The sequence below is a fragment of the Streptomyces sp. BoleA5 genome, from assembly GCF_000373665.1.
Classification (GTDB): Bacteria; Actinomycetota; Actinomycetes; order Streptomycetales; family Streptomycetaceae; genus Actinacidiphila.
Genome location: NZ_KB892091.1, coordinates 152,024 through 173,929 on the forward strand (window position 1 = coordinate 152,024; position 21,906 = coordinate 173,929).

Genomic DNA, 21,906 nt, shown 5'->3' on the forward strand with positions numbered 1-21,906 from the left:
TCGTCACGCAGCACCGGGCCCCTCGGGCAGGTCACCCGACCTCCCCGAGGGGCTCCGCCTGTGTCGTCTCCGCCGTTCCGGGGCGGGCGAATTGGTCCGGACTTCCGTCGCGGGAAATGGACCGCATCGGCACGCTGCCGCGCACGTACGGTCGGCACCATGACGCCGACCGTTCCCCCGCCTTGAACATCTGTGTCTTCCTGTCCGCCGCCGACCTCGACGAGCATTGGACCCGGCCGGCCCGTGAGTTCGCGCAACTGCTCGGCGGGCGTGGTGGCGGAGCCGTTCCAGGCGTTCAGGACGGCGCGAGCCTGCTCGGCGCGCTCGGCCCGCTCGGTCTTGCTCGCGAAGTTGCCAGACGCAGCACGCACGGCCGAGAGCCTCGAAGCTCGTTTTCTCTTTCTAACGTCGAGGCCTTCACCCGACCAGTCATGCCACCTGCGGCCGCGCCTGAATCTCCGTTCAATCACCTGCCGCCTGGAGCCCTTTTTGCCGCTCATGGCCGCTCCAGTTCCCCAGAGCGATCTATCCCTTGAGACCTGATCGGGAGACTCCCTCGATGACCCAGCGCTGGGCCACGATGTAGAGCAGAAGGACGGGGACGCTCGCGATCACGGCTCCCGCCATCAGCAGGTCGTAGTGGATGTTGTTGGCGTTCTGGAAGTTGGCCAGGCCGGCGGGCAAGGTCAGCGACTCCGGGCTGAGCAGCACGTACAAGGGCCACAGGAAGTCGTTCCAGTTGGCGAGGAAGGCGAGCATGCCCAGCGTGGTAAGTGCCGGCTTGGACAGGGGCAGGACCACCTTGACGAAGATCTGCCAGCGGTTGCAGCCGTCGAGTTCGGCTGCTTCTTCCAGTTCCAAGGGCACGGTCAGGAAGAACTGGCGAAGGAAGAACACGCCGAACGCGCTTGCTGCGCCTGGCACGATCACCGCGGGGAGGCTGTCCACCCAGGCGAACTCGTTGACGATCAGGAAGTTCGGGATGAGAAGGACCATGGGCGGCACGAACAGGGTGGCGACGATCGACGTAAAGATCACTCCTCGCCCTCTGAACCGCAACCGTGCGAGTGCGTAGGCAGCGGGGGTCGCCGTCACCAGGACCAGGGCGGCGTGCGCAGCGGCGGCCAAGACGCTGTTGAACAGCCACCGCAGGACGGGGCTGTCGGTGGCGCCCAGGACGTCCTTATAGGCCTGCACGGTGAAGGGGGAAGGGATCCACTGTGGATCGGTCGACCCGGCGGCTTCGCCGGTCTTGAACGAGGTGACCAGCATGTACAGGAGAGGACTCAGGTACAGGGCCGCCACGATCGCCAGGACGAGGTGGAGCAGGGAGCGGCGCATCCGACGGGCCGCCGGGGACGGTGTCGCGGAGGACCGCTCTCCGCCGTACTCCGTGTCCGCCGCCCGCCGGGTTGCGGTCTGGCTGTTGGTCATCGGTCCTCCTGGCGTTCACGGAAGACGCGGAAGACGACGGCACTGGCCGCCATCAGAGCCAGCGCCAGGATGAAGCTCATGGCGGACGCCGACCCCATCTCGAAGCGGCGCAGACCGGTCTCCGCGATGAGGAAGATGGCTGTCTTGGTCTCATCTGCCGGCGCGCCGCCGGTAATGATGTATGCCTGGCCGAACATATTGGCCGAGGCCAGCAGGGTGGAGTTCACGACGAACAGGGCCACCGGTCGCAGGCCCGGCAGGGTGACGTGCCGGAAGCGTTGCCACGCGTTGGCCCCGTCGACCCGTGCGGACTCGTACAGCTCCGCCGGGATGTCCTGCAGACCGGCGAGGTAGATGACAGAGTTCAGTCCAAGGGTCCACCACACGGTCACCAGCACGAGACCCCACCAGGCGGCCGGCGTGTCGGTGGTCCACTGGATGTCGTCCGGCAGGCCGAGCGCGCCCAGGTAGTGGTTGACCAGGCCGATGTTGCCGTCCAGTAGGAACCGCCACAGCAGTCCCACGACGGCGACGCCGAGTACGTACGGTGCGAAGTAGACGGCCCGGTAGAGGTTGCGTCCGCGGAACCTGCCATTCATGAGCATGGCTGTGAAGAGCGGCACGATGAGCAGCAAGGGCGTCGAGAGCAGGGTGAAGATGCCGGTGGCGCGCATGGCTTGCCAGAACCGGGGGGCGTCTACGCCGTCGGCGTCGAACAGCTCTCGGTAGTTGTCCAGCCCGACGAAGGGTTTCGCCGGCAGGTTGATGTCCCAGGCGTGCAGGCTGATCCAGAGTCCGAAGCCGATGGGGGCCACCACGAAGGTGATGAAGAGCACCAGGTACGGTGCCATGAACACGTAGGGCGTCCACCACTGGTAGGACCGTGAGACGGCCCGGACCGCGGTGCGGTCCGGGACGCGCGGTTCACTCGTGCTGGACGGCGGGGTTTTCAGCCGTCGCACCCGGATCGCCTCACTTCGCGTACTTCTGCTTGTTCTCGGCCAGGATCTTGTTGGCGGTCTTCACGCCGTCGGCAAGGGCTTCGGCGGGTGACTGATGCCCCAGGACGGCCTTTTGGACAGCCAGTTCGAGGGCCTTGCTCTGCACGTCGCCGAGGCCGGGAAGCGCCGGGAGGAAGCGGAAGACGTCGACGTTGGCGGCGAGTGGCGTCTGGGGGAGCTGGGCCACCTCGGCCTGGGAGCGCACACTGTTGCGCGCGGGGATCATGCCGGCCTGCGCCCACTCCGTGGAGCGCTCGCTCATGTAGTCGATGAAGAACTTGGCGGCCTGGATCTTGTTGTCGTCCCGTCCGGCCTGGGAGGTCAGTACGAAGTTGTGGCTGGCCGTCCACACGGCGGGAGTGGACCCGATCGTGGGGATGGCGGACATGCCCCACTTGATCTTCGAGGCGGTGGACTTGAGGTCGTTGATCTGCCAGATGCCGTCCCAGGTGAAGCTGACCTTGTTGTTCTTGAAGGCGTTGTACTGGGAGTCCTGAGCGACCTGGGCGGGGCTGTAGCCCTTGCGAATCTGTTCCACCATCCAGCCCAGCGCCTCCTCCCCCGCGTCCGAGCCCCACAGCGCGGAGGTGCCCTCCTGGTTGTAGAGCTCGCCTCCGAACTGCCACAGCAGGCTCATGAACATCAGGTGCGCCGGCCACTTGTTCGGCATCCAGAACGGGTGGTCGACCCCTGCGGACTGCAGTTCCTTCAGGGCCCCTTCGTAGCCGGCACGGTCGCCGGGGGCCTTGTCGAGTCCCGCGCGGGTCAGGTGGGAGCTGTTCCAGTAGTCGGCCAGGCAGTGCACGTCGAGCGGGACGCTGTAGCGCTTGCCGTCGAAGACACCGGCCTGCCAGACCGCTGGTATGAAGTCTGATTCGGTCAGTTTCAGGGCGGACACCACGTCGTCGAGCGGCACCAGGGTGCCGCGTACCGCGAACGTCGCAATCTGGTCGTTGTGGATGACGGCGACGTCCGGGCCCTTGCCTGCGCTGATGGCCGTGGGCAGGGCGGGGTACAGGTCCTCCCAGCGCCGGGTGGTGTTCTTGACGGTGATGCGGCCCTCGTACTTCTTGTTGAACGCGGCCACCATGGCCTGCATGTGCGGGCCGTCTCCGCCGGTGAAGCCGTTCCAGTACTCCAGCGTGACCTTGGGCCCCTTGTATTCACCGCCGCTGAACGTCGGGGCGCTGCCGGCCTTGTTCTGCCCGGCGCCGACCTTCGTTCCGCCGCCGCACGCGGTAAGGAAGCCGGTGGCCGCCACTCCGGCGGCCGCGCCGAGGAAGGCTCTCCGCTCGACCGGGCGGATGGACGAGGTAATGCTGCGCATTCTCTGCTCCTTGGATTCGGGCCCGCCATTGGACCCGTGGACAGCGGTGTTGGCTTCGCTTAGGCAGCGGTCAGGCGGATCATGGTCCAGCTCACGGGCGGCAGGTCGGTGCTGAGCACCAGGTCGTCGATCTTGGTGCCGGCCACGTCGACGGGCTGCACACGTTCGGGAGCGGCCTCGGTGTTCGTCGCCGAAGGGTCAGCGTCGTGCAGGAGTACGTGCTCGGCGACGCGGTGCCGGGGGAAAGCCCGCAGATCGACGGCGAGGGCCAGGTTGTCGTGCCGGCTGCGGTTCACAGCGAACAGCACGACCTCCCCGGTCTCCTCGTCGTGGGTCGCGGTGGCCCACAGGGCGGGCACGGGTCCGTACTTGACCGTGTCCACGAGGGGCGACTGCGGTTCCACGCGCAGCACCGTGCCGCGGGCGTGGCGCGCGGTGCGGGCGAAGGGGTGGAAGATCGTCTGCCGCCAGGCTGGCCCCTGGGCGCGCGTCGTGATCGGCGCGATGACATTTGCGAGCTGCGCCTGGCAGGCTGCCCCTACCCGGTCGGCGTGCCGGAGCAGGGTGATCAGCAGGCTGCCGACCACCACCGCGTCGGTGACGTCGTAAACGTCCTCGATGATTTCGGGGGCCTCTCGCCACGGAAGCGAGGACTCACCGCCGAATCGGCTCTGGTACCAGACGTTCCACTCGTCGAAGGACAGCTTGATCTTCTTGTCGCTGCGGACCTTCGCCCCGACGTGGTCGGCGGTGGCCGTGATCGCGGAGATCATACGGTCCATTTCCTCGCCGCTGGCCAGGAACGAGTCGAGGTCTCCGTTCTCGGGCTGGTAGTAGGCGTGCAGCGAGATGTAGTCGACGAACTCGTAGGTGTGCTCGAGTACCGTCGCCTCCCAGGAGGCGAAGGTGTTGATGTAGGCATTGGAGCTGCCGCAGGCGACGAGCTGGAGGGCGGGGTCGAAGCGCTTCATCGCGCGGGCCGTTTCCGCCGCCACCCGCCCGTACTCGTGGGCCGTCTTGTGGCCCATCTGCCATGGTCCGTCGAGTTCGTTGCCCAGGCACCACATGCGTACGTCGTGCGGCTCGGCCACACCGTGGGAACGGCGCAGGTCGGACAGCGCGGTGCCCGAGGGGTAGTTGCTGTACTCCAGCAGGTCCAGCGCCTCGGCCACCCCGCGAGTGCCCAGATTGAGCGCCATCATCGGTTCCACGCCGGCCTTTGTGGCCCATGCCATGAACTCGTTGAGGCCGAAAGCATTGCTTTCCAGGCTGCGCCAGGCGAGGTCCAGCCTCCGGGGCCTGTCGGACACGGGCCCTACCCCGTCCTCCCACCGGTAGTTGGACACGAAGTTGCCGCCCGGGTAACGCACCGTGGTGACGCCGAGCTCGCGGACCAGCTCCAGGACGTCGGTCCGGAAGCCCTGCTCGTCTGCTTCAGGGTGTCCGGGCTCGAAGATGCCGGTGTAGACCGATCTGCCCATGTGTTCCACGAAGGAGCCGAACAGCCGGCGGTCGATGCCGCCGACCTGAAAGGCCGGGTCGAGGGTGAGACGGGCAGTGACCATGCGGGTTGCTCCTGGATCTTGCAGGTGAAGAGGCCGAGTGCCGCCCGCCTCCGGGCTGGTGGGGACTCCAGCCCGGAGGCGGACAGCTATAGCGCGGCGAGGCGCGTCGTCTGTGAGGAGTACGATTACATCGTTGGAACAGCGTCGTAAAGTCTTCGTAGGATACTTTTTCGCTTCGCGACCTCAACCAGGTGGTCAGCGGTTGCCGGCCCCCGGGGGCGCGATGTGCCAGTGTGGGCCTCGGCGCCCTAGCGACAGCGCCTTCCGCGGCGTAATGGAGGTGACTTGGTGGGAGCCAGTCTCAAGGACGTCGCGGCCCTGGCCGGAGTCTCGGTCAAGACCGTGTCGAACGTGGTCAGCGGAAACACATACGTCGCGCCGCCGACGCGGGAGAAGGTTGAACTCGCCCTGGCGGAGCTGAACTACCGTCCCAACCTCTCCGCCCGGAACCTGCGCCAGGGCCGTACCGGGGTCATCGCCCTGGCACTGCCGGAACTGGACGCGCCCTACTTCGCGGAGCTGACACGCTTTGTCATCGACGCTGCGACCGAGCAAGGGTGGACCACCATCATCGAACAGACCGACGGGCGACCGGAACGCGAACGCGAGGTCCTCCAAGGCATCCGCGAACAGCGCATCGACGGCCTCATTTTCAGCCCCATCACGGTGGGAGCCGACGAGCTGGCCGACCGCACCGACACCACCGCACTCGTGCTGCTCGGCGAACGCGTCATCGACGGTCCCACCCACCACGTCGCCATCGACAACCAGCGAGCCGCGCGGGAGGTCACTGAGCACCTCATTTCCCTAGGGCACACCCGCATCGCCGCGATAGGACGCCAGACGAACCCCAGCGCAAACACCGCCCACCTGCGGCTCGCCGGATACAAGGAAGCTCTGACGGCGGCCGGCCTGCCCTACGACGAAGCCCTTGCCCCGCCCACCAACTCCTACCACCGCTCCGACGGTGCTGAAATCATGGCAAGCCTGCTCGCCACAGCTCCTCCCCCACAAGCAGTCTTCTGTTTCAACGACCTCCTGGCACTGGGAGCCCACCGAACCACGCTCGCCCAGGGCCTGCGTATCCCCCAGGACATCGCGATCGCGGGCTTCGACGACATCGAGGACGGCCGGTACAGCACGCCAACCCTCACCACCGTCGCGCCCGACAAGGCACAGATCGCCCGGGCCGCCGTACAGATGCTGGACCAGCAGATCCACGGCCGGCGTGGCACGCGAAGGTATGACTTGCGCGAAGTAACCGCCGCCCATCGGCTCCTCGTCCGGGAGAGCACGACGTCTTCACGAACGAGTGAGTAAATACTTGTCTCGGGTAACGGTGAACGACACGACTTCACACCAGCGCGCCGTCGACACATCCTCCGCTACGTACCGCCGCCCGCCCAAGGTACGGGCCAACAGCCATGATCAGCGACCTGGACACCTCACCAGCCGATGATCTGCTACTCCTGTTGCGACGCGCCGACTCACCATCCCGGAAGCGATCACCACGACCGACCCCGAGTTCGACCGGCGTGGTGGTTTGGCAATGTAGTCGCTACCGGCGCGTCAACCTGCGGTGGCTCAGTTGAACACGACAGGCACCGGTGCTGATCGTTGGACGGGCATGGACGACACCACGGCTACGCCAGGACCGCCCACCGCTCCACCCCGCACCATTCAGCCTGACGCCGGACGAACTCATCACCGACCGACAACATCCAAGCCCGGACTAGGGCTATCCCCGCAGACGCGAGGAACAGCACCAGGCCGTCCAGCCCCAGTTCCTGATCCTGGAACCACCCCCGCGGGAACGGGGAATGGCGTTCGATGATGACGCCGACGTCGGTGCTGGAGGGACCATCCCCGCTGACGCAAGGAGCAGCCGCCGAAGCCGTTCGCGCCGTAGGGCGTAAGCGGACCACCCCCGCGAGCTCGAGGAGCGGTTCGCACCGTAACGCCACCAGTGCTGGCCGAAGGGACCATCCCCGCTAGCCCGTGACCTGGTCGTCCAGGCCGCCGGCATCACAGGCGGTGCAAGCATCGGCGTCATCGGCCGTCGGATCCTGGCCGGGCTCCTCCCACCAAGGCGCCCGCGTGTCAGCACCCGATAGGTCAAGTCACCGATCTCCCGCTACCACGACCACCAACAAGACGGCCGCCCGGACGCTAACCGCACCATCACCAGCCTCGACATCACCATCCTCGAACCTGAACCACAGCTACCCCCTGCCTCCCACGACGACCGTCACACCCCGCCGGAAGACCGCCGCAGGCAGCCCGCCCATCCGGTCCCGGCCCGCGCCCTGTGACCTACGACCTGCGACCTGCGACCTGTTCTGTCCAAGTCCGTCTCGATGACGCACACTTCGCACACCCGGACTTGCCGATGTCTTGACGATACGTTCAATGGCCATTCAACCGATCGTCCCTGGCGGGGGCCCACACCCTTCCTAAGGTCCTGGGCGTTGAGGAAGAAGGGACTCATGGACACACTCCTCGCGGTCCGCGCTCGCGGAATCACGAAGTGCTTCGGGGACGTCGTCGCGCTCGACGGCGTCGACCTCGACGTGACACAGGGACAGATACACGGCCTGGTCGGACCGAACGGCGCGGGCAAGACCACGTTGCTCGGCCTGCTGCTGGGCCTCGCGGTCGCCGACGGCGGCGGTCTCGAGATCCTGGGCACGCCGGTCGGGCGGGCGCTCGCCGCGCCCGACGGTGTCGCCGGCTTCGTGGACGGGCCCGGCCTCTACCCGTCGCTCACCGCCCGGCAGAACCTGGCCGCGCTGGCCGCGCTCCGCGGGCAGGACGCGCGGACGGCCGGGATCGACGACGTACTGGCCCAGGTCGGCCTCACGGACGTCGCCGACGACCGGGTCCGCGGGTTCTCGCTCGGCATGCGCCAGCGGCTCGGGCTCGCCGCCGCCCTGCTCACCAGGCCCCGGCTGCTCGTGCTGGACGAACCGTCCAACGGCCTGGACCCGGCGGGCAAGAGGCACGTTTACGAAGTCCTCACCCGGCTCGCGGACGAGGGGACCGCCGTCGTGCTGTCCAGCCACCGCATGGACGAGCTGGAGGCGCTGTGCTCCGAGGTCACCATCCTCGCCACCGGGCGGATCGTCTTCTCGGGCCCGCTGGGCAAACTGGCCGCCGAGAACCGTGAACTCGACTACCGGCTGCTCACCTCCGACGCGCACTCCGCCCGCGAATTGGCCCTCGGTACGGACGGCGTCCGCGTCGTCAACGACGCCGGCATACGGAACGACGCCAACGTGCTCGTCGTGCGCGCGCTGGTGCCGGCCCTCGACGAACTCGTGGTGGGGCTCGTGCGGGCGGGCATCGCTCTGCGCGAACTCGCGCCCGTCGTCTCCCCGCTGGAGGCGGCTTTCCTCGCCCTCACCCAGCAGCAGGAGGCCGGTCGATGACCGCCGCGACCGTCGTCGCCGACAACGTTGTCCCCACCCGCCGCGTCCCGGTGTCGCGCGGCTACCGCTTCGAGCTGGTCAAGCTGGTCTCGCAGTGGCGGATCCGCCTGCTGGTCCTGGCCTGCTGGGTCGCGCCGGCGCTCTTCGTCGCCGCGGTGAGCCAGCAGGGCACGCTCCCCGTCGACACCCTCTTCGGCCGCTGGATGCACGCGACAGCATGGGCCGGGCCGCTGGTGGTGCTCGGCTTCGCGGGCACCTGGGCGCTCCCGCTGCTGACCTCGTTGGTCGCCGGCGACGTGTTCGCCTCCGAGGACCGGCTCGGCACCTGGCGTCACCTGCTGGTGGCGGTCCGCTCGCCGGGCCGGATCTTCGCGGCGAAGGCGCTGGCCAGCCTCACCGTCCTGCTCCTGCTCGTGGCCGGGATGGCCTGCTCGAGCGCGGTCGGCGGGGTCGTGGCGGTCGGCAACCAGGCTCTGGTGGGTCTCGACGGCCACCTGCTGACGCCGTCCGACGCCGCCGGGCAGGTCTTCCTCGCCTGGGCCTGCGCCCTCGCCCCGACCCTGGCCCTGGCCGGGATCGGCCTGCTCGGCTCCATCGCCCTCGGGCGGTCCCCGATGGGGCTGTTGCTGCCCGCACTCGTCGCCCTCGCGATGCAGCTCGCGCAGATGATGCCGCTCCCCGTCGCCGTACGCCTGGCCCTGCCCGGATACGCCTTCATCTCCTGGAACGGCCTGTTCACGGGCCCCCAGCAGCTCGCACCGCTGCTCATCGGCATCGCGGTCAGCCTGGTGTGGGCTGTGACCGCGACGGTCCTGGCCTATCTGCTCTTCCTGCGGCGCGACTTCACCAACCTGACCGACGACGGTTCGGCGCGCCGTGCGCTCCTCGCCGGAGCCCTGCCGCTGGCCGGGCTGCTCGCGGCGACGGTCGCCGTCGTCACCGTCGCGACCCCGGCCACGGGCTCCGGGATCGAGCAGGAGAAGGTGCAGCGCTCGGTCGCCACGGCCTTCGCGCACCTGTACCGCATGCAGACCGACCAGCTCAACCGCCCCGCCGTCACCGAGAACCAGCTCAAGGCCACGGCGGCGTGCACCAAGGGCGGCGTCGCGAACGGCGCCGAAGGCGCCGGCAACGACTGGCGCTGCGTCGTCTCCTGGCACCTCCCCGACGTCGCGACCACGGGCCAGGCCATCTACCAGCTCGACGTCACTCCGGACGGGCGGTACGTCGCCGACGGCGACGGACCGAAGGAAGTCAACGGCTACTTCCTGGTACGGACCCCCGTGGGGGACGCGCCGAACCCGCTCTGGCAGTTCGACGGCAACGTCGAACTGCTCGCCACCTCCCCGAAGGGATAACTCAAGATGCAGGTCACTCGTCGCCGCCGCGTGGACGCCGAGAGGAACACCCACGCCCTCCTCGGCCGTCGGTTCGGCAGCCGCAGAAGCCTCACGCTGGCTGCCGCCACCGCCGTCGTCCTCGCCACCGGCACCGGGATCGGGTTCGCGCAGACCACCCAGTTCGACCACGACCAGGTCGGCCAGGTCACCGACCGCGGTCAGGTCGTCTCCAGCGACCAGTACATCGCCCCGTACGGTGAGCGCCTCGTCATCGACAACGGCAAGATCATGTCGTCCTCGGTCAGCCCGGACGGCACCCACCTCGCGGCCTCGGTCACCGACGGCGGCGTGGCGCTGGCCGTCGTGGACCTGAAGAGCTGGAAGGTCCAGCAGCTCGTCGGCAACTCCGCGTCCGCGAACCTGCGCATCGCCAGCAACAGCGTGGGGCAGGAAGGCCCCACGTACTCGCCCGACGGCACGCAGCTGTGGCTGGGCCAGACCGACGGCTACACCCGGTTCACCGTCAACCCGGACGGCAGCCTCGCCAACCCGACGTCCGTCACCATCCCGGCTGACGGCTCCAAGCACGCCCTGGTGGGCGAGCCGGTGTTCTCCCCCGACGGCTCCACCGTGTACGCGGCGGTCAACGGCCAGAACCGCGTGGTCGCCATCGACGCGGCCACCGGGACCGTCAAGCAGAGCTGGGCCGTGGGCAACGCCCCGCGCGACATGATCGTGGTCGGCTCCAAGCTGTACGTCAGCAACGAGGGCGGCCGGCCGGCGAAGCCCGGCGAGACGACGATCAACTCGTACGGCACCCAGGTGCCGGCCGACCCCAGGACCGGCGCGACCACCACCGGCACGGTCAGCGTCATCGACCTCGCCGACCCGGCGGCCGCCGTCGCGAGCATCGACGTGGGTCTGCACCCGACCGCCCTGTACGCCAAGAAGGGCGCGCTGTTCGTCACGAACACCGCCACCAACGACGTGTCGGTCATCGACACCCGCAAGAACAAGGTCGTGCAGACCATCGCCACCCAGCCGTGGCCGGAGTCGTCGGTGGGCTACGAGCCCAACGCCGTCACGCTCACCGACGACGGCCACCTGCTGGTGACGCTGGGCCGCGCCAACGCGGTCGCCGTCTACCGGTACGACTCCCCTCAGGAGCCGGTCAGCTACGTCGGCCTCCTCCCGACGGACTACTTCCCCGCGGAGATCGCCACCGTCGGCGACCAGGTCGTGGTCTCCAACACCCGCGGCATCGACGCCCGCCGGCCCACCAACAGCGCCGGGCGCGGCACCCACGACACCACCTCGAGCGTCCAGCGGTTCACGCTACCGAGCGAGAAGGTCATCAAGGCGCAGACGGCCAAGGTCTTCCAGCAGAACGGCTGGACCGACGGCTCGGTCAAGCTCGCGAAGGACAAGGGCAAGGACAAGGGCCACGCGAAGCCGGTGGCCGTCCCGAAGCGGCTCGGCGACCCGTCGACGATCAAGCACGTGTTCATGATCGTCAAGGAGAACCGCACCTACGACCAGGTCTTCGGTGACATCCCGCAGGGCAACGGCGACCCGTCGCTGGCGGAGTTCGGCGAGAACGTGACGCCGAACCAGCACGCGCTGACCCGGCAGTTCGGCCTGTACGACAACACGTACGACATCGGCACGAACTCCGCCGAGGGCCACAACTGGCTGATGCAGGCCGACAACCCGGAGTACACCGAGTCCTCCGCCGGTGAGTACGCCCGCAGCTACGACACCGAGGACGACGCCCTCGGCCACCAGCGCACCGGCTTCATCTGGAGCGGCGCGCAGGCGGCCGGCAAGAGCGTGCGGAACTTCGGCGAGTTCCACCAGTTCCTCACCAAGCCGGCCGGCGCGACCTGGCAGAACCTGTACTGCGACACCAAGAACATGCGGGCCACCGGGCAGGACACCGCCTACAACCTGGTGTCGTCCTCGCCCATCCCCTCGCTCAACAGCGTCTCGGTGCCAGGCTTCCCGAAGTTCGACACCAGCGTCCCGGACGTCTACCGCGCCGAGATATGGAAGCGGGACTTCCAGAAGAACGGTCCGGCGAACCTGAACATGTTCTGGCTCTCCAGCGACCACACCGGCGGAACCGCGGGCCCCGCCGCCCAGGTCGCGGACAACGACCTCGCGGTCGGCCGGATCGTCGACGAGATCTCGCACAGCGAGTACTGGAAGGACTCCGCGATCTTCGTGGTCGAGGACGACTCCCAGGCCGGCCTCGACCACGTCGACGGCCACCGTGCCCCGATCCAGATCATCAGCCCCTGGGCGCGGCACGGCACCGTCGACAGCCGTTACTACTCGCAGATCACGATGATCCGCACCATCGAGCAGATCCTCGGGATCCACCCGATGAACCAGAAGGACAGCGCGGCCACCCCGATGTTCGGCGCGTTCACCAAGAAGGCGGACTACACGCCGTTCACCGCGCTGCCCAACCGGACCCCGCTGACCGACGGCGTGAAGACCGCACCCGCCTGCGGCCTGGACACCCCGGCCCCGCAGGACCCGAACGCCGCGGCCGTCCCGACGACGAAGGTGCCGGCAGGCAAGAAGGCCCTCGCGGAGCAGTGGGAGGACTGGCAGTCCAAGCAGCGACTGACCGGCCCCGACGCCAGGCCCGACTTCGCCAACCCGGCGCAGCTGAACCACCTCACCTGGTACCGGACGCACGCTTGGACGGAGCCGTACCCCGGCGAGCACGAGATCTTCGCGCCGGACGACGTACCGGGCGCCTACATCCCGTCGGCGGAGAACGACGGCTGAGGCACGCGGCCCGCACGTACCGCACGCAAGGGGCCCCGGTCGGCACCGCCGCCGGCCGGGGGTCCCTTGCGTTCCCCGGGTGGCACAACAGGACGAGCATCGTCCGTTTCGCCTTCCCGCGATGCCACCCGCGCTCGCCACCTCACTCAGGCGGTCGCCTCGAGGGCGATCCGCGCGAAGAGGGATGCGCAGGCCGCGGGCACGAACAGGAACGGTGAGTGGCGACTGGGCAGCCGGTGCACCGGTCCGGCGGTGCGGACGGCCGTGTCCTCCTGGCGCGCCGGCGCCAGGGCCCGGTCCCGCCCGCGGACCACGTAGCCGGACGCGACCGTGCACCAGGCCGCGCGGGAGAGCGGCCCGGTGAACGACTCCGGGCTCTGCGGCACCAGCCTCGCGACCGCCGTCTCGGCCTCCCGCGCCGGTACGTCTCCGTGGAAGGTGGCCAATGGATCGTCGGGAACCAGACGGAAGCCCCGCGACTCGGCCTCGGCGGGAGCCCCGTGATAGCCCTGGACGTTCTCGCCGATCTCCAGCCGCTACGCGGCCAGGTAGGTCGCGTGGGCGACCCCGGGCGCCTGCGCCTACGGCTTCGGTTGTGCTCCACCGGGGGCAACAGCATTGCCTATCACCCGGTACATGCCGATGGAGTCGTGGGTGGTGGTGTCGGCGAAGCCGAATTTCTCGTACAGGCGGCGGGCGGGGCCGTCCGCGATCAGCGAGACATAGGCGGTGGCGGGGGCCCGGCGCTCCAGTTCGTCGGTGAGCGCGGCCATGATGCGCCTGCCGAGGCCGCGTCCTTGGTGTTCGGGGTGAACGCATATGTCGACGATCTGGAACGCGGTGCCGCCGTCACCGATGATGCGGCCCATGCCGATGGCTTGCCCCTCGTGGTGGACGAGCACGCCGTACCAGGTGTTGGGCAGGGCAAGCGCAACCGCCTCGGGGGCCTTGTCCGAGAGGCCGGCCTCAGTGCGCAGTCGGCGGAAGACCTCGACGGAGGGCACACCGGGGATCAACTCGTATGGGTCGTACATGCTGGTCTCTGTTCTGGTGCGGGCCGGTGTCGGCTTCGGCCTACTTGGTCTTGGCTGGGATCAGCCACAGGGCGATGACGGCGGAGGCTGCCGCCGTGCCGGTGGCGGCGAGAAACGCGTTGTCGAATCCTGAGGCGGCTCGGGCAACACCCGTGTGGACGGCGATGCTCGTGGCTGCGGCGGTGGAGGCGGCCGCGGCTCCGACCGAGGCGCCGAACTCGTGGAAGGTGCTGACGATGCCTGACGTGACCCCGGCCTCGTGGGGTGCGACGCTGGCGAGTGCGGTGGTGGAGGCGACGACGAACAGGGCGCCCAGTCCCGCCGCGGCGACGCTCACGCCGGTGACCATAGCGGTGGTTCCGGACCAGAGCACCGGTACGAGGAACCCGGCCGCTGCCACGGCCATGGCGGCCACAGCCAGCAGTCGTGCTCCCATCCGGCCGATCAGGGTGCCGGCGACGGTGGCGGCGGCCATGGTCAGCAGCGCCACCGGCAGGAACAGCACACCGGTCATCAGGGCACTGTGGCCTTGGCGCTCCTGGAGGTAGAAGGATCCGAGGAAGAAGACCCCCACCATCAGCGCGGTGGCGACGGCGATCACGAAAATGCCCGCCACGACCGGGCGCCGGCCGAGCAGGCGCAGGTCCATCAGCGGTGCGGCCGCCCGGCGTTGCCAGGCGGCGAAGGCAGCGTAGGCGGCTGCGGCAGCGGCAACCAGGGCGATGGTGGCGGCGTTGACCCAGCCGTGGTCGCCCGCACGAATGAGGGCGTAGATGAGGGCGCCGGTCGCGGCGGCCACCAGGGCGGCGCCGGGTATGTCGAGCGAGCCGGTGGCCGCGCGCGGCAGGTGGGGCAGGATCCAGGCGAGCAGGACGAAGACGATCACGCCGACGGGGACGTTGACGAAGAAGACCCAGGCCCAGCCAGGGCCTGCGGTGATCAGGCCGCCCACCAGCACGCCGAGGGCGGCTCCCCCGCCACCGAGTGCCGACCAGATGCCCAGCGCGCGGTTGCGTTCGTCGCCGTCGAACAGCCGCACCACCACGGACAGAGCGGCAGGTGACAGCATCGCGGCGGCCGCCCCCTGCGCGATCCGGGCGGTGAGCAGCAGCGGGGCGCCGGTGGCGAGTCCGGCGGCCAGGGATGCGGCGGTGAAGATGGCAAGGCCGGCCAGGACGACCCGCTTGGGGCCGAACAGGTCGGCGGCCCGGCCGCCGAGCAGCATCAGGCTGCCGAAGGTGAGGGCGTATCCGCTGACCACCCAGGTCAGTGCCGCGCGGTCCAGGCCGAGTTCGGCGCCCATGTGAGGAAGTGCGATCGCGACGACGGTGATGTCGAGGATCAGCATCAACTGGGCCATTCCCAGCAGTCCCAGAGCTGGCCACCGCATCGGATGCGGTGTCTGCGATGCGCTGTGGGTGGTTGTTTCCGTGTCGCTCATGACGCTCAACCCCTCTTCACTAATCCGTACAGCGATGTTCAGGTTATACACGCCAGGGGTCCAATCCAAACAGGATTGTTCGAGTTCTGGGGTACGGTGAGCGCATGAGCAGCAAGAGCACCACCAAGCGCGCCGACGCTCTGCGCAGCATCGAGGCGATCGTGCAGGCCGCGACCGAATGCCTCGGACGGAACCCGGACGCGAGCCTGAGCGAGATCGCGCGGGCCGCGGGTGTGGGCCGGGTGACGCTGTACGCGCACTTCACCTCCCGGGCGGAGGTCGTCGATGCGGCGATGAGCCGCGCCCTCGACCGAGGCAACGAGGTACTGAACGCGGTCGACCTGACCGGTGATCCGCTGCTCGCCCTGGAGCGCTACATCGATGCAGGCTGGCACCTGGTGGACCAGGCTCAGGCACTACTCGCCGCCGCCCAACGCGAGCTTCCCGCGGGACGCATCCGGGAGTTGCACGCCGGACCCGCCGCCCGGGTCGAGGCGCTGGTTGCCCGCGGACGGGCCGAGGGGGCCTTCCGTACAGACCTGCCCATCGCCTGGCTGATCAATGTCCTGCAGGCGGTCATGCACAGCGCGACGGAAGAGATCCGCGCCGGCCGCCTGAACCCCGACCGCGCGGCCAGCCACATCACGGCCACGGTGCTCGCCGCCTTCACATCGCCAGGCACCCCGGTACCCGAGCCCCGCGGCAGAGCATGACACCGGCGACCCTCCGCGAAAAACTCACCGGCACAGCTCCGGATAACCACGAGAACTCCTCGCGCACGCCGTCTACACCTTCGGTGCCATGCACGATCCGCAGGCCCACCCACTGATCGAGCCCGGCGGCCTGAACCGGCCGGGGCGGTCGTCCGTCGACTCCGGCGGTGCCGGGGCCGCGAAATGCCACGGCGCGAGATGTGCTCGGGTCGGTAGCCTCCGGCCGTGCGAAACATCGAGCTACTGGCACCGGCCGCTCGGCAGGTCGACGCCGCCGGCCTGCGCGAACTGGACGCCGACGAACTCGCCCGGTACGTGGCCGATCCGGCCCACCCGTGGTGGCGGCGCGAGCCGTGCGTGCGGGCGCTGGCCGGTCGAGTGCCGGAGGGGCGGGTCGCCGAGCTGATCGCCCGTGTCCAGGATCCGGACGACACGTCCGAAGTCCGCATCGCGCTGCTCGACCTGCTGGGGACCCGGGCGGAGTTGCTGCCCTGGCTGCGGCACGAGGACCGACGGGGAGACGACGGCTTCGGCATGCGCGAGGCCTTCCTCGCTGCCCGCGGCAGGCTCGGCGACCGCTCGGCGCTACCAGAGCTGGCAACCCTCGCCGCCTCCGAGTGGCCTCGTCAGCAGGCGGTCGGCAAGGCCGGGCTGTACGCGCTGGCCCGGCGGTACGGGAACGAGGCGATCCTGGCCGACCTCGGCGACGAGCGGCCCGAGGACCGGGCGGCCCGCCTCGGGCTGCAGGACGAGGAACTGAATGTATTCGCGCTGGCCGACCCCGACCGTTCCGTCGCCTTCCTGGCCCAGTCTCTGCTGACGGACGAGCACCGCCTGCGCGCCTACCTGAACGAGGCGCCGACCACAGAGGCGAAGCTCTGGGCCGCGTACGCGCTGTACCACCTCACGGAGGACGCGGCCGAGGCCCGAGCGATGTACGACCACCTGGGCCGCCCCCGGGTCGAGGTGGCCGGCCTGGACGAGGAACTGCGTGGCGTGATCGTGCACGAGTACGCCGGGGGCTGCGAGGAGCGGAGCGACCCGCGTTGGCGCATCGAGGTGCTCTGCACCGAGCCCCCGGCCCGGCCCGACCAGGACGAGCAACTCGGCCGGGCCATGGCCGCGCTGACCGCCGCGGGCTTCGAACCGGCGTCCCCGGTCTCCGCCGGCAACCACCACCAGCAGGGCGAGGGGACCTACCACGTGATCGCGTGCCGGGGGAACCTGGTGCACATCAGCACCCTCGGCCGTTTCGCCACCGGCTACGACGCCGACCCCACGGCCCGTCAGGCCCTGGAAGCGGCCGGATTCCGCTGGATCGACGACGAGACCGGTGCGATCAAGGTCACCGACCTCTGCGTCTACTACTTCGGTGGACGGGTGCCCCTCACGGTGGACACCCTGCTGTTCTACTGGCAGGACTAGCGAGACAAGCCCTGCCCAGGCCGGCCCATCCACACATGTGTTCGCGCTGGGAGCGTTGCGTCGCGGCAAGGGGTTGAGCAGTTGCTCGGACCGGTGGAGCGGGGCGGCCGGCGCGGCGTGCGCTGGATCGCACCCAGCCCTGGCCGTGCTGGCGTCGGGGGGCGGGCTGCCCCGTGGGCGGGCAACGCCTGCGCCGGCCTCAAGTGACGCCGCCCTTGTAAGAGGTAGAAGGTGATGGCGGCCGGGCGTCGTTGCGGCGGCGGCCGGGGCGGGGACGATGATGCGATGCCCGTCATGTACGCGCCGGACCGGCTATCGGCCGACGATCACCGACCCCGCTCCGCGGCAGGCGTCCGGGCGAGTCCTCGGCGCTCTGAACGCTCGCGACCACCCCGACAGAGTGCAGCAGCCGTGGCGCGCTTCTGCGGATAACCCGCAGCGTTTCCGTCGCGTGGCCCGCACGCGACGAAAGCGATCTACCGTTCAGGTGCCGGTTTCCGGCCACCCTGGGGATCGCGCAGGGGTGCTCCAGGGCGTCTTCGTGATTCGGCTCTCACTGAAGCGGAGGCATCATGAGCAAGGCGTTCCGCACCGGCGGGACCTCTCTCCGGCCACGATCGCCGCGGCTCACCGCATGTCCGTGCGCTATGTGCACAAGCTGTTCCAAGACGAGGACATGTCCGTCAGCCGGTGGATCAACCACAAGCGTCTGGAAGCCTGCCGCGAGGATCTGGCGCGTCCCGCCACGGCCGGCTCGACGGTGGGAGAGATCGCGCGGAGATGGGGCTTCGTCAGCCCCGCACACTTCAGCCGGAGCTTTCGTGCCGCCTACGGCCTGTCCCCTGGCGAGTGGCGCCGCACGACCAGTGACCGGCCACCTGAGCGTGCGTGACCGGTCGCCACGGCGACATGCCGCCGGCAGCCGCGCGCGACGCGTCGTCGCCGCGGCCGTCCTGCCGTCCTGCCGTCCCCGACCGATCCTGGGCCGTAACACGCCGCTGCGGCCATGAAAGCCCCGTGAGGAGCCTGGCACAGCGGCCCGAGCCTGGCACACAACGCCGGGCAATGGCCGTTCGGAGGACAGTGGGCGCCTCACCGGCCGGCGCGAACAGCGTCCGGTCCGGGATCACGTCGTCGGCAGGCGTTCACCGGACGCCGGACCCGTTGCGGCTCCCCCGCAACGGCGGGACAACCACAGCAGCGGGGTGGACCGATACCGTGCACCCTGCGTGACCGGAAGTTGTTGGGAGACGTACGTGAGCCGCGATCACCATGCCTATGACCGCGAACCGGAGAATTTGGTCGGACGTCGGCAGGACCTGGAACTGATCGACGACCTCCTCGACCGTCCGGCAAACGCCCCGGGGGCCTTGCTGCTGTCGGGCGAGCCCGGGGTGGGTAAGACCGCCCTCCTGAACGCGGTCGCTCGGCGCGCTTCGGCGGCCGGTGTCCGGATCCTGCGGGCGGCGGGTGCGCAATACGAGACGGACACGACGTACTCCGGTCTCAACCAGTTGCTTCTCCCCCTCCATGAGGAGATCGAGGCCCTCGACGACCTCTACCGTCAGTCGCTCCAGGTGGCCCTCGGTTTCGGTACAGGGCCACCGCCCCAGCGTCTCGTCGTCGCCAACGCCACACTTGCGTTGCTGCGTCGGGCGGCCGTGCAACAGCCGTTGGTGCTGATCGTGGACGACCTTCCCTGGATCGACCGGGCCAGTGCGATGATCCTCGGTCTTGTGGCGCGGCGCCTCACCGGTACCGGCATCACCTTCCTTGCCGCGGCTCGCGCGGAAAGCGGTGGCTTCTTCGAGAGGACCGGCCTGCCCACGCACGAGGTCCTTCCGCTGGACGACCGATCGGCACGCCAACTCGTCGGTTTCCGTCATCCGGGCCTGGTGTGGAGCGTGGTGCACAGGGTTGTCACCGCCGCCCAGGGCAACCCGCTTGCGCTGCTGGAGCTGCCGGCCGCCCTGACCGGACCCCAGCGTGCCGCGCTGGAACGGCTCCCGGAGGTTCTGCCCTTGGGCCAGCGTCTGGAAGCCCTCTTCGCCGCACGTGTGGCGGGCCTGCCGTCGGCCTCCCGCCGTCTGCTCCTGATCGCCGCGCTGGACGGGACCGGCGACCTGGCCGTCCTGCAGCGCGCGGGAGAACTTCCCTCCGTCCAGGCCACGCTGGTGGACCTTGGCCCCGCTGAACAGGACGACCTGGTCCGGATCGATGAGGGCGACCACCGGCTGCGCTTCCGGCACCCTTTGATCCGCTCGGCGGTCGTCGGAGCCTCCACCGCCGCGGAGCGCCGTGCGGCACACTGCACCATCGCCGAGGTGCTGCATGATCGGCTCGAGCGCCGGGCATGGCATCTGGGCGAAGCGTCGGTGGAACCCGACGAGGATGTCGCCGCCCTCCTTGAACGCAGCGCTCACATGGCAAGCACACGCGGTGACTCCTATGCGGCGATTCGCGCTCTCACACGAGCCGGACACCTGAGTCCCGCGGTACACGACCGCGCACGCCGGCTCGCCCGGGCAGCCTTCATCGGCGCCGACGCGACCGGCGAGCTGGTCAACGCCTCCCACCTTCTCGAAGACGCCCGGCAGGCGGGCACCGACGACCACGCTTCCCTCTACTCCGCGGCGACCACGGTCCACGTGATGCTCAACGGCACGGGTGACATCGACATGGCTCATCGTGTGATCGTCAACGCCATCGAGGAGACACTGCGCCGAAGCGATGCCTACGATCCCGCGCTCGACGAAGCCCTCTATGTGCTCATGCTGCTGTGCCACTTCGGCGGCCGGCGGGAACTGTGGCAGGCCTTCCACAGGGTCGTGGCACGCCTGCCCGCCCTGCCTGCCGTGATGAGGGTGTCCGCGGCGGCACTCGGCGATCCCGCGCGCGTCAGCGTCGCCGCGCTGCGCGAGCTGGACGAACTCCTCGCCGGGCTTGCCCATGAGAGCGATCCGACGAGTATCGTCCGCATCGGTACCTCGGGTGTCTACGTGGACAGGCTGTCCGGTGCGCGCGACGCGGCCCTTCGTATCTGGCGCCAGGAACGGGATGCGGGCCTGGCCGTCAAGAAGCTGGGCGTCCTTCCGCTGCTGTGTCAGGACGCCTTCAACACCGGCCGGTGGGACGAGACGATCCGCCTGGCCGACCACGGACTTCTCTTGCGGGAACAGGTCGACTACCCGTTCTACACCTGGTATTTCCGGTACGAGAAGGCGCTGGTCGCGGCGGCACGCGGTGACGTCGGTTCCGCCGTGGAGACAGCCGACGCGATGACGTCCTGGGCCGTCTCCCGCGGTGCGGGCCAGATGATGACCGCTGCCACGCACATCAGGTTGCTGAGCGCTTTCGCGGACGAGGACTTCGAGAGCGCCTTCCGGTACGCGGAGGCCATCAGCCCCGCCGGCACGCTGCCGTGCTATGTCCCCCATGCGATCTGGGTGGTGATGGATCTGGTGGAAGCCGCCGTGCTTACGCACCGCCAGGCGGCGGCGACCGTCCATGTGCGGGCCGTCCAGGAAGCGGGGATAGCGAACGTCTCGACACGCCTCGCGCTGCTCGTCGGCGGAGCCGCGGCCGTGGCTGCCACGGCGGACGACGAGGCGACGGCGCTGTTCGAGCGGACTCTGTCGCTTCCGGGCATCGCCGACTGGCCCTTTGAGCGGGCGCGTGTGGCACTGGCCTTCGGCGAACGGTTGCGGAAAGCGAAAGTGACCAGCGCCGCCAGAGAGGCACTGTTGAAGGCGCTGCACATCTTCGAGGAGCTCGGCGCGCGCCCGTGGGCCGACCGGGCCGGACGCGAACTCAGGGCGACCGGGTGGGCAGTCCTGCGTGAGTCGGGCTCCGCCGGGCTCACGCCACAGGAATCGGAGGTAGTCCAGCTGGCCGCCTCCGGACTCACCAACAAACAGATCGCCGAGAGGCTTCACCTATCCCCCCGCACCGTGAGCGGCCACCTCTACCGGGTGTTTCCCAAACTTGGAATCACCACCCGCGCGGCTCTACGCGACGCCCTGGCCGACCTGGACCGGCAATGATCACATGATGGCAGCCGCGGCCTCAGGAGATGGGCGACTTGGGCAGATCCAGATGCTCTTGCCGGTTCTTCGCATCACCTTCACAATCGCTGTCGCATCCGACCGTTGCATCGCCGAACGTACGGAGCGCCGCCGCGTCGCGGGTTCCACCCGGGTAGGCGTCAACCGCGAGCACTGCCGGACCTGGGAGGGACGGAGCGAGCCGGCCGCCCGGACGCCAGCCCGACCGAGCAACCTCGGCGGCGCCACCTTCCGCAGCGATCACAGGGCCCGGTACTGCGGCCGGGCCTTCGCCGAACACCAGAAGGGGCACTTCGCAACGTTGTCACGTCTTGTCGAAGCACGGCGCCGCTTAC

The 21,906-nt window shown here is 69.2% G+C and carries 14 protein-coding genes and 2 pseudogenes; 9 read left to right on the top strand and 7 right to left on the bottom strand.

Annotated elements, in window-relative coordinates:
- Positions 1-182: 182 nt before the first annotated feature.
- Positions 183-302, top strand: a pseudogene (locus B085_RS48030) (TIGR00730 family Rossman fold protein); the annotation flags it as partial.
- A 223-nt stretch (positions 303-525) separates the two neighbouring features.
- On the opposite strand, the gene B085_RS0104640 reads toward B085_RS48030, so the two are convergent.
- Genes B085_RS0104640 through B085_RS0104655 form a run of 4 tightly spaced genes read right to left on the bottom strand, consistent with a single transcriptional unit; the run spans position 526 to position 5,327 of the window.
- The gene (locus tag B085_RS0104640; protein ID WP_018557393.1) at positions 526-1,434 is read right to left on the bottom strand and encodes a carbohydrate ABC transporter permease; all 909 of its coding nucleotides are present in this window, start codon (positions 1,432-1,434) and stop codon (positions 526-528) included.
- Entirely contained in the window at positions 1,431-2,396 is a 966-nt protein-coding gene (locus B085_RS0104645) for a carbohydrate ABC transporter permease (protein ID WP_018557394.1), read from the bottom strand. Before B085_RS0104645 ends, B085_RS0104640 begins: the two co-directional genes overlap by 4 nt.
- A gap of 10 nt (positions 2,397-2,406) precedes the next feature.
- Positions 2,407-3,762 carry an ABC transporter substrate-binding protein gene (locus tag B085_RS0104650; RefSeq protein WP_018557395.1) on the bottom strand — a complete coding sequence of 452 codons (1,356 nt, stop codon included), beginning with the start codon at positions 3,760-3,762 and terminating at the stop codon, positions 2,407-2,409.
- A gap of 59 nt (positions 3,763-3,821) precedes the next feature.
- Positions 3,822-5,327, bottom strand: coding sequence for an alpha-N-arabinofuranosidase (locus B085_RS0104655; protein ID WP_018557396.1), 1,506 nt, complete (start codon positions 5,325-5,327; stop codon positions 3,822-3,824).
- 288 nt (positions 5,328-5,615) lie between these two features.
- Between B085_RS0104655 and B085_RS0104660 the strand changes: the two genes are divergently transcribed.
- From B085_RS0104660 to B085_RS0104680, 4 genes are all read left to right on the top strand, one after another.
- Complete coding sequence (locus tag B085_RS0104660; RefSeq protein WP_018557397.1) at positions 5,616-6,647, top strand: LacI family DNA-binding transcriptional regulator; 1,032 nt, start codon at positions 5,616-5,618, stop codon at positions 6,645-6,647.
- Positions 6,648-7,813: 1,166 nt separating this feature from the next.
- A complete protein-coding gene (locus B085_RS0104670; RefSeq protein WP_018557399.1) occupies positions 7,814-8,755 on the top strand; it encodes an ABC transporter ATP-binding protein in 942 nt (313 codons plus the stop codon).
- On the top strand, positions 8,752-10,113 hold the full coding sequence (locus tag B085_RS0104675) for an ABC transporter permease (RefSeq protein WP_018557400.1): 1,362 nt from the start codon (positions 8,752-8,754) through the stop codon (positions 10,111-10,113). Before B085_RS0104670 ends, B085_RS0104675 begins: the two co-directional genes overlap by 4 nt.
- Before the next feature lie 6 nt (positions 10,114-10,119).
- A complete protein-coding gene (locus tag B085_RS0104680) occupies positions 10,120-12,894 on the top strand; it encodes a bifunctional YncE family protein/alkaline phosphatase family protein (RefSeq protein ID WP_026250674.1) in 2,775 nt (924 codons plus the stop codon).
- Positions 12,895-13,040: 146 nt separating this feature from the next.
- Here the strand turns inward: B085_RS0104680 and B085_RS41230 are convergent, their stop codons facing one another.
- From B085_RS41230 to B085_RS0104695, 3 genes are all read right to left on the bottom strand, one after another.
- Positions 13,041-13,340 carry a hypothetical protein gene (locus B085_RS41230; protein ID WP_018557402.1) on the bottom strand — a complete coding sequence of 100 codons (300 nt, stop codon included), beginning with the start codon at positions 13,338-13,340 and terminating at the stop codon, positions 13,041-13,043.
- Between the two features lie 135 nt (positions 13,341-13,475).
- A complete protein-coding gene (locus tag B085_RS0104690) occupies positions 13,476-13,928 on the bottom strand; it encodes a GNAT family N-acetyltransferase (RefSeq protein WP_018557403.1) in 453 nt (150 codons plus the stop codon).
- 40 nt (positions 13,929-13,968) lie between these two features.
- Positions 13,969-15,318: an MFS transporter gene (locus tag B085_RS0104695; protein WP_234018494.1), complete on the bottom strand. Its 1,350-nt coding sequence runs from the start codon at positions 15,316-15,318 to the stop codon at positions 13,969-13,971.
- A gap of 155 nt (positions 15,319-15,473) precedes the next feature.
- Between B085_RS0104695 and B085_RS0104700 the strand changes: the two genes are divergently transcribed.
- The 4 genes and pseudogenes from B085_RS0104700 to B085_RS0104715 all read left to right on the top strand — a co-directional run bounded on the left by B085_RS0104700 (position 15,474) and on the right by B085_RS0104715 (position 21,550).
- Complete coding sequence (locus tag B085_RS0104700) at positions 15,474-16,082, top strand: TetR/AcrR family transcriptional regulator (RefSeq protein WP_018557405.1); 609 nt, start codon at positions 15,474-15,476, stop codon at positions 16,080-16,082.
- A gap of 225 nt (positions 16,083-16,307) precedes the next feature.
- Positions 16,308-17,507, top strand: coding sequence for a hypothetical protein (locus B085_RS51370; RefSeq protein ID WP_018557406.1), 1,200 nt, complete (start codon positions 16,308-16,310; stop codon positions 17,505-17,507).
- A gap of 601 nt (positions 17,508-18,108) precedes the next feature.
- Positions 18,109-18,399: pseudogene (locus B085_RS51850) on the top strand (helix-turn-helix domain-containing protein); the annotation flags it as partial.
- Between the two features lie 364 nt (positions 18,400-18,763).
- A complete protein-coding gene (locus tag B085_RS0104715) occupies positions 18,764-21,550 on the top strand; it encodes an AAA family ATPase (protein ID WP_018557408.1) in 2,787 nt (928 codons plus the stop codon).
- The last annotated feature ends 356 nt before the right edge of the window (positions 21,551-21,906 follow it).

Coding starts and splice junctions, on each gene's coding strand:
- B085_RS0104695 (WP_234018494.1), bottom strand. CDS start 15,318: ATGCGGTGGCCAGCTCTGGGACTGCTGGGAATGGCCCAGTTGATGCTG.
- B085_RS0104640 (WP_018557393.1), bottom strand. CDS start 1,434: ATGACCAACAGCCAGACCGCAACCCGGCGGGCGGCGGACACGGAGTAC.
- B085_RS0104690 (WP_018557403.1), bottom strand. CDS start 13,928: ATGTACGACCCATACGAGTTGATCCCCGGTGTGCCCTCCGTCGAGGTC.
- B085_RS0104700 (WP_018557405.1), top strand. CDS start 15,474: ATGAGCAGCAAGAGCACCACCAAGCGCGCCGACGCTCTGCGCAGCATC.
- B085_RS0104650 (WP_018557395.1), bottom strand. CDS start 3,762: ATGCGCAGCATTACCTCGTCCATCCGCCCGGTCGAGCGGAGAGCCTTC.
- B085_RS0104670 (WP_018557399.1), top strand. CDS start 7,814: ATGGACACACTCCTCGCGGTCCGCGCTCGCGGAATCACGAAGTGCTTC.
- B085_RS0104655 (WP_018557396.1), bottom strand. CDS start 5,327: ATGGTCACTGCCCGTCTCACCCTCGACCCGGCCTTTCAGGTCGGCGGC.
- B085_RS0104680 (WP_026250674.1), top strand. CDS start 10,120: ATGCAGGTCACTCGTCGCCGCCGCGTGGACGCCGAGAGGAACACCCAC.
- B085_RS0104675 (WP_018557400.1), top strand. CDS start 8,752: ATGACCGCCGCGACCGTCGTCGCCGACAACGTTGTCCCCACCCGCCGC.